Annotated in this window: 7 protein-coding genes; all 7 read left to right on the top strand. The window is 71.2% G+C overall.

The features are described from left to right. Positions 1-134 precede the first annotated feature (134 nt). From QM615_RS22260 to QM615_RS22230, 7 genes are read left to right on the top strand one after another with little or no spacing between them, the layout of a single operon-like run. The gene (locus QM615_RS22260) at positions 135-848 is read left to right on the top strand and encodes a hypothetical protein (protein WP_007626389.1); all 714 of its coding nucleotides are present in this window, start codon (positions 135-137) and stop codon (positions 846-848) included. Beyond that, a complete protein-coding gene (locus QM615_RS22255; protein WP_017836399.1) occupies positions 841-1,776 on the top strand; it encodes a complex I subunit 1 family protein in 936 nt (311 codons plus the stop codon). The genes QM615_RS22260 and QM615_RS22255 overlap by 8 nt, the downstream gene beginning before the upstream one ends. A gap of 3 nt (positions 1,777-1,779) precedes the next feature. After that, positions 1,780-2,343 carry an NADH-quinone oxidoreductase subunit J gene (locus QM615_RS22250; protein WP_064257203.1) on the top strand — a complete coding sequence of 188 codons (564 nt, stop codon included), beginning with the start codon at positions 1,780-1,782 and terminating at the stop codon, positions 2,341-2,343. Continuing rightward, positions 2,340-2,642 (top strand): NADH-quinone oxidoreductase subunit NuoK, encoded by a 303-nt coding sequence (locus tag QM615_RS22245; RefSeq protein ID WP_017836397.1) that lies wholly within the window; start codon positions 2,340-2,342, stop codon positions 2,640-2,642. Before QM615_RS22250 ends, QM615_RS22245 begins: the two co-directional genes overlap by 4 nt. Next, on the top strand, positions 2,639-4,585 hold the full coding sequence (locus QM615_RS22240; RefSeq protein WP_206492765.1) for an NADH-quinone oxidoreductase subunit 5 family protein: 1,947 nt from the start codon (positions 2,639-2,641) through the stop codon (positions 4,583-4,585). Before QM615_RS22245 ends, QM615_RS22240 begins: the two co-directional genes overlap by 4 nt. Before the next feature lie 2 nt (positions 4,586-4,587). Then, entirely contained in the window at positions 4,588-6,078 is a 1,491-nt protein-coding gene (locus QM615_RS22235) for a complex I subunit 4 family protein (RefSeq protein WP_007626381.1), read from the top strand. 21 nt (positions 6,079-6,099) lie between these two features. Next, positions 6,100-7,515, top strand: a complete 1,416-nt coding sequence (locus QM615_RS22230; RefSeq protein WP_042329325.1) for an NADH-quinone oxidoreductase subunit N — start codon at positions 6,100-6,102, stop codon at positions 7,513-7,515. The last annotated feature ends 155 nt before the right edge of the window (positions 7,516-7,670 follow it).

The raw sequence follows: 7,670 nt of genomic DNA, 5'->3' as shown, positions 1-7,670 counted from the left end.
ACGGCGGGCACGAGGGCCACGAAGACCATGGCGGGCATGGTGGCCACGAGGGCCACGCAGACCACGGCGGGCACGAGGGCCACGAAGACCATGGCGGGCATGGTGGCCACGAGGGCCATGAAGGCCACGGGGATATGGACATGGCTCCCGCCGGGATTCCCTTGGCCGAAGGCGGGGAGGACCGCGACGGCCTGGAGATGGATGTTCTCCATCTGCCGCTCGGTCCGGTATTGCCGTTCTGGCCGGCCGGGCTCGTGCTGCACTGCTCGCTACAGGGGGACGTTGTCGTCGACGCCACCGCCTCGGTGATCGACGCGACGGAGCACAGGGCCGGAGCACCCGGTCGGCCCACGGACCACGCGTCTGCCACGGTGACCCAATGTGATCAGGTCATGGCACTGCTGGCACTGGCCGGTGCCGAAGACCTGGCGGACTGCGCCCGCCGTGCCCGGGACGGGATTCTGACGGGCGATCCCGGTGCCGCCCGTGACGCCGTCGAGCGTCTGCACCGGAAGGTTCGCAGGTCGCGGCTGCTGCGCTGGTCATTGCGGGGCGTGCTGCCGCTCGGCCCGGCCGATCTGGAGCGCCACGGCTTGCCGGGGCACTGCCTCGGGGATGCCCACGACCGGTTGCTGGCCCAACTGGAACGGATCCGCGTCGAGGTCGGCGGCGCAACGCCGGACCGGGCGGATGGCGGCTCAGCGCAGGAATCTGCGGACAAACTAACTGTGCCGTGGGCGGTGGTGCCGGACCTGGTGACCGGTTTGGAGCTGGGCACTGTGCGCTTGGCGGTGGCGAGCCTTGATCTGGGCTCGCATCCTGCCGTCCGGGAGGTGGGGCATGTCTGAGACCGTGGTGACGACCGTGTCCGGTGGGTGGGCCGTGCTGGCCGGGGTGATCCTGTGTGGGCTGGCGTTGTTCGCGGTGGCGCTGGACGGGGTGCTCTCGTCGCCGGCGCGGGGCGGCGGTCGTGGCGGGCCCACTCCCCTGGCCCGTGCGGCCCGTCTGTTGCGGCAGCGTCGCCGCACGACGGTCGCCGCGGACACCCTGCTGTGGCGGATCGGCGGCGCGGGCATGCTGGTCGGGGCGTTCCTGATGATCGCCGTGATCCCGCTGGGCCGCTGGACACTGGCGGACCTCGACGTGGGAGTCGTGTGGTTCAACGCCGTCGACGTCATGGTGTGGGCCCTGGTCTGGCTGGCGGGGTGGGGCGCCAACTCCATCCACGGTCTGGTGGGCGGTTACCGCTTCCTCGCGCACGGGCTGGCCTATGAGCTGCCGCTGATGTTCGCATTGGTGGCCCCGGCGATCGCCGCCGGCAGTCTGGCGGTGGGCGACGTCGCGGCCGCGCAGGACGGCGTGTGGTTTGTGGTGTGGATGCCGGTGGCGTTCCTGGTCTTCCTGATCGGCGTGACCGGCTTCTCTGTATGGGGTCCATTCGCCCCGGCCCTGTCCGCGGACATCGTCGGCGGGGTGACGGCCGAACTCTCGGGGGTCGATCGGCTGGTCCTGCAGGCCGGGCGCTACCTGTTCCTCACCGCCGGGGCGGCGTTCTCGGTGCCGCTCTTCCTCGGCGGTGGTGCCGGGCCCGTCCTGCCCGACTGGGCGTGGGTGCTGGTCAAGACAGCGCTGGTGCTGACGGTTCTGGTGTGGGCGCGGCGCAAACTTCCGCTGCTGCGACCGGATCGGTTCATGGAGATCGGCTGGACTGTCTTGCTCCCGGCCGTCGTGGCCCAGGATCTGCTTGTGTCCCTCGTCGTGGTCTGGAAGGGCTGAGCCGTGCTGGTCGGGATCGTGTTCTGGGTACTCGCTGTGGTGGCGGTGACCGCGGGGACGGCCGTGTTCGTGGTGGACTCGATGGCCCGGGCCACCTACGCGCTGGCGGCATCGTTCATCGCCGTGGGGGTGATGATTTTGCTGCTGGGTCAGAGCTACCTGGGCATCATCACGATTCTGATGATGGTCATGGAGATGGCGGTGATGGCGGTCTACATGGTGATGTTCATGGGCATGAACCCGGCGCTGATGCCGATGGACATGACCCACGGGAAGAAGACCGCGATCGGCACCTCGGTCGGGGTCTTTGTGCTGCTGGCCGCCGGGGCGCTGCTGATCCCGTGGCCCGAGCGACGTGGCGCCCCACCCGAGGACCTCACCAACGCGCTGGGCCTGGAGATCATGGGCGAAAAGATGTTGGTGATGGCCGTGGTGGGCGCGGTCATGGTGGCCACCATCGTGGCCGGGATCGTCCTGGCCGCCGGGCGCACCCGCTACGACCGGCTCGGCGACGATCTGCGGCGCCGCCCGGCCGACGACCCCCAGCCGGGAGGTGTGGGTCGATGACCCTGGAGGCCGTTCTGGTGGTGGCCGCCGCCCTGTTCGCCGTCGGGCTCTACGGGGCCCTGTCCCAGCAGGTGGTGGTGATGGTGATGATGGGCCTGGAGTTGATGATCAACGGGGTGCTCCTGGCCGCCGCGGGGTTCTGGTGGTTCCTGGCCCCGGGCCCCTCCGGGCAGGTGCTGCTGCTGGTGGTGCTGGCGGCCATGACCGTGGAGATGGCCATGGGCTTTGCCGTGGCGACGCTGTTGCACCGCAAGCGGCAGACCGACATGACCGACATGGCCGAGGATCTCTCCGGATGACCGCCGACCAGACCTTGCTGCTGACCCTGGTGGTGCTCCCGGCTGCCGTGGGTGCGGTGCTCGCGCTGACCCGGGCGGAGCGGGTTGCGGCCCCGATCGCGGTATCGACCGCTGCCGTGACCGCGCTGCTGGCGGCTGTCGTCGCCGTTGCGCGGCCTGCGGTGGCGTTCCCGTTCATCGCCGGCGTCGACGTGGCATTGGAGGTCGACGCCCTGGCGGCGCTGACCCTGCCGATGGTCGCAGTGGTGACCCTTTTGGTGCTGGTTTTTGCGGCCGGCAACATCCGGGCGGCCCGGCCCCGCTTCCACGGGCTGATGCTGCTCTTCGCCGCCGCGGCCCTGATCACGGCCTCGGCCGCCAGCCTGCCGGCGCTGCTGTTTGCCTGGGAGTTGATGGGCGCGACCTCGTACGCGTTGATCGGGTTCTGGTGGCGGGACACCGACCGCGTCTCGGCCGGGCTCACGGCCTTCCTCACCACCCGTACCGCCGACCTGGGTCTCTACCTGGCCGCCGGCGCTGCCTTGGCCGGCGGCGCCGGTATGGGCCTGTCCGAGTTGCCGGCGGCGGAGAGCCCGTGGCGGCACGTGGTGGCGGCCGGGATCCTGGTGGCGGCACTGGGCAAGGCCGCGCAGCTGCCGTTCTCGTTCTGGCTCTCCGGCGCGATGAAGGGCCCCAGTCCGGTCAGCGCACTGCTGCACTCGGCGGCGATGGTGGCAATGGGCGGTTACCTGCTGCTGCGCGTGGAGCCGCTGCTCGCCTCCACCGGGTGGGCGGGCCCGGCCGCCGCGTGGATCGGGCTACTGACCGCGGTGGCGATGGGGATCGTGGCGTTGGCCCAACGGGATCTCAAACAGTTGCTGGCGGCGTCCACTGTGGCGCAGATGGGATTTGTGGTGCTGGCCGCCGGAGTGGGCGCGGTGAGCGGAGGTGCCGCCCAACTGGTGGCCCATGCCTCCACCAAGGCACTGCTGTTCCTCGCTGCCGGGGCGTGGCTCACCGCGTTGGGCACCGAGAAGCTCACGGAACTGCGCGGGGCGGGCCGCCGATGGCCGGTGGTGGGCGTGACCGCGACCGTGGGAGCCCTGGCCCTGACCGGGATCGCGCCGCTGTCCCTGTGGGCGACCAAAGACGCGGTGCTGGCTGGGGCCCTGGAGACCTCGGCCTGGCTCTACGCCACAGGACTGGTGGCGGCGGCCCTGTCGGCGGCCTACTCCGGCAAGGTCCTATGGACGATCTGGCACCGCGGGGCCCAGGCCCGGGTCGAGGAGCCCACCGCCGGGCGGGAGGTCGGCGCAACGCAAGAGCTCGGCACCGGGCAGGTGGGGGCGCTCGAGCAGGCCCCGCTGGTCGTGCTGGCCGCGGGGGCGGCCGGGCTGTCGGTGTTGGCGCTGCCCCCGCTCAGCGGCGCCCTCGCCCAGGCGATGGGCGGGCACGGCGAGGTGACGGCGCTCGAGCTCGTGGTCTCGGCCGCCATCGCCCTGGCCGTGGTGCTGCTGATGCGACGTCTACGCGCCCCGGAACTCGGGTGGGCCGAGCGGTGGCTGGGGCTGGAGGCTGCTGCGCACGTTGTCGTCGTCGTTCCCGTCATGCGGTTGGCGCACCTCCTGGCCCGGTTCGACGACGCGGTCCTGGACCGCGCCGTGACCTCCGTGGCCGGGGCCGTCCCGATGCTGGCACGGTCCGTGGCGCGGTTCGACGACGAGGTCCTCGACGCCGGAGTCGGAGCAGCCGCACGGGCCGCCCATACGGCCGGGCAGGGCGCGGCCCGCCTCGATGACGCCGTGGTCGACGGCGCCGTCGAGGGCCTGGCCGGTTGGGTTCGCCGACTCGGGCACCTGGCCCGCACCCCGCAGACCGGGGCCGTCCACCAGTACCTCCTGCAGGCCGTCGCGGTGCTCACCGTGGCCGTGGTGGCCTGGACCGTCTACGCAGTGATGGGATGAGCATGCTCAGTCTGATCGTCTTTCTCCCCTTGGCCGCCGCCGCCGTCCTGGCCGCGGTGCCGGCGATCGGGCCGGCGGCCGCGCGATGGGCGTGGATCGCGGTGAGCGTGCTGGAAGTGCTGCTGGTTGCCGTGGTGTGGGCCGGCTACAAGGACCCGGGACCGAACGGGCTGGCGTTCGAGGAGCAGGTGCCGTGGATCCCGGGGGTGGGCAGCAGTTACCACGTGGGCATCGACGGGCTGTCCCTGCCGCTGGTGGCGATGACGGTCGTGGTGTTCTTGGCGTGCGCTGTGTACTGCCTGCGGGATTCGGACCGGCCGCGCGTGCAGGCGGCGCTATTTTTGTTCCTGCAGAGCATGAGCCTCGGCGTGTTCGTTTCAGCCGACCTGATCCTGTTCTTCGTCTTTTTTGACCTGTCGATCGTGGGAATGTACTTCATCATCGCCGGGTGGGGCCACGGCAATGCGGCCCGGTCGGCGCTGAAGTTCTTCCTCTACACGTTCCTGGGGTCGCTGGCCCTGCTGCTGGGTTTCATCGGGCTGTATGTGTTCTCGGCGCCCCACACCTTTGACATCCCCGAGCTGGTCGCCGCACCCCCGCTGGCCGGTGAGCCGCTCGCCGGGGGGCTGGTGCTGGCGGCGATCCTGGTGGGCTTGGCCGTCAAGACCCCCACCGTGCCGTTCCACACCTGGCTTCCCCCGGCCCACACCGACGCCCCGGCCGCCGGCTCGGCCGTCCTGGCGGGGGTGTTGCTGAAGATGGGCGCGTACGGCTTCGTGCGGATCGCCATGCCGATGCTGCCCGAGGTCTGGCGGGCGTGGGCCTGGGTGATCGTGGCCGTGGGAATCGTCTCCGTGCTCTACGGCGCACTGGTGGCGCTTGCCCAGACCGACCTCAAGCGGATGATCGCCTACACCTCCGTCAACCACATGGGCTACATCGTCCTGGCCCTGGGTGCGGCCGGGCTGCTGGTGGAGGGTGCCGAGCAGGCCCGGTCCGTGGCGGTCACCGGCGCGATGGTGCAGATGGTCAGCCACGGACTGATCACCGCCGCCCTGTTCTTGCTGGCCGGGGTCATGCAGAGCCGGGCCGGGACCTACGACCTGGGTTCCTATGGCGGGCTGGCCGGCCCCGCCCCGCGGTACGCGGCGCTGTTCGCGATCGGCGCCTTTGCCTCCCTGGGCCTGCCCGGGTTCTCCGGGTTCATAGCCGAGTTCCAGATCTTCGCCGGCAGCGTGGCCGTGGCCCCGGTGACCGCAGTGGCGCTAGTGGGCATCGTGATCACCGCCGCCCTGTTCCTGCGGGCCCTGCAGCGGGTCTTCACCGGGCCCGCCGCCGGGCGCTCCCCCGGGTTCGCGGACCTGCGGGCGCACGAGCTGTGGTCGGCCGGCCCTCTGCTGGCGCTGTCCGTGCTGATCGGAGTGCTGCCGCTGGTGCTGCTCGGGGTGATCGAGCCGAGCTCGGCCGCCCTCGTGGAACTGGTGGGACGGTAACCCGTGGACGCCTCCATGCAGATGAGCCCCGGGCTGCTGCTGCCCGAGATCATCGTCTTTACCGGCGGATTGGCGGTGCTACTGGGCGGATCGTTCCTCCCCCGGCAGCGCCAGTGGATCGCCCGCGCCGCGGCCGCCCTGGCGCTACTGGGCGCCGCGACCGCCGCCGCGGTGGCTATGGCCGGGCCTGCGCAAAGCGCCTTTGCGGGTACCTTTGCCGTGGACACCGCCACCGGCGCCGCACGGGTGATAGCCACCCTGGCCACCCTGCTGATCCTGGGGGTGGCCTCCGGGGAGCTCAAGGACTCCCCGCGCGAATCCGACACCTACGCCCTGCTGCTCTTCGCCACCGCCGGGGTGATGGTCCTGGCCGGGATCACCGACCTGTTGGTGCTGATCGTGGGATTCCTGCTGGCCAGCATCCCGCTGTACGGGATCATCGGACTCACCGGCGGCCGCTTGGGCGCCGAGGCGGCGGTCAAGACCTACCTCATGGGGGCGCTGTCCGGGATCCTGTTGATGCTGGGCGTCACCGTGCTCTATGCCCTGGCCGGAGGCACCGACTACGCCCTGCTCCGGGAGGCGTTGCCCACCGCACCGGACGCCGCCGTGGGGACAGGCATCCTGGGGGTGCTGGCCGGGCTGCTGTTCAAGGCCGGCGGGGTGCCGATGCACTTCTGGGTGCCCGACGCCGCCCAGGGCTCCGGGGTCACCGCCGCCACGTTCCTGACCACCGTGCCCAAGGTGGGCGCGCTGGTGGCCGTGTACCGGTTGGTGGCCACAGTCTCCGCCGAAGAGCACTCCTGGTTGCTCGTCGCCGCCCTACTGGCCACCGCCTCGATGTTCCTGGGCAACCTGGCCGCCTACTGGCAGACCGATCCCCGCCGGCTACTGGGCTGGTCGACCGTGGCGCAGGTGGGGTTCCTGCTGGTGCCCGTGGCCGCAGCCGGGCGCAGCGACCTGGCCCTGCCCTCGCTGTTGTTCTACCTGGCCGCCTACGCCGTGACCAACGTCGCCGCCTTTGCCGTGACCGCTGCCCTGCCCGAGCACCGGACGCTCGCCGAATACCGCGGGCTGGCCCGCTCCCGCCCAGGGTTGGGACTGACCGTGCTGGTGGCGCTGCTGGGGCTGGTGGGCACCCCGCCCCTGGCGATCTTCGTGGGCAAACTGACCACCGCCACCGCCGCCTGGGACGGCGGTCACGGGTGGCTGGCTCTGGTGGTGGTGGTCAACAGCGTGATCAGCCTCTTCTACTACCTGCGCTGGTTCGCCCCCGTCTTCGCCCGACCCGACTCCCAAGCCGCCGAGTTCCCCGGACGCGGCGGGATGGCCGCCTGGCCGGCCGTCACGGCCGCGGTCGCCGCGACCGCGAGCCTGGCGCTGGGCGTCCTGGCCGGTGTCCTGTGGGCTGCCCTCGACGGCCCCGGGATCCTGTAGGGCTGGGAGCGGCAGCCTTCCCCAGCCGGAAGGGGCGTCGAGTAGGTGCGGGAGGGAGCCGGGGGCCGTACAGGAGAGCCCGCTTATAGGAGAGAACCCCCTAGGGCGTGTCTCCCAATCGGCGTAGCCAGGTGAGAATTGCGCAGAGGGTGACG

The sequence above is a fragment of the Rhodococcus sp. IEGM 1341 genome, assembly GCF_030056895.1.
Taxonomy (GTDB): domain Bacteria; phylum Actinomycetota; class Actinomycetes; order Mycobacteriales; family Mycobacteriaceae; genus Rhodococcoides.
Note: the sequence above shows the minus strand (reverse complement) of the source record. Positions and strands in the feature narration are given on the sequence as shown.

Excerpts from the sequence above, each read along its gene's own strand:
- QM615_RS22260 (WP_007626389.1), top strand. The coding sequence starts at position 135 with ATGGACATGGCTCCCGCCGGGATTCCCTTGGCCGAAGGCGGGGAGGAC.
- QM615_RS22255 (WP_017836399.1), top strand. The coding sequence starts at position 841 with ATGTCTGAGACCGTGGTGACGACCGTGTCCGGTGGGTGGGCCGTGCTG.
- QM615_RS22245 (WP_017836397.1), top strand. The coding sequence starts at position 2,340 with ATGACCCTGGAGGCCGTTCTGGTGGTGGCCGCCGCCCTGTTCGCCGTC.
- QM615_RS22240 (WP_206492765.1), top strand. The coding sequence starts at position 2,639 with ATGACCGCCGACCAGACCTTGCTGCTGACCCTGGTGGTGCTCCCGGCT.
- QM615_RS22235 (WP_007626381.1), top strand. The coding sequence starts at position 4,588 with ATGCTCAGTCTGATCGTCTTTCTCCCCTTGGCCGCCGCCGCCGTCCTG.
- QM615_RS22230 (WP_042329325.1), top strand. The coding sequence starts at position 6,100 with ATGAGCCCCGGGCTGCTGCTGCCCGAGATCATCGTCTTTACCGGCGGA.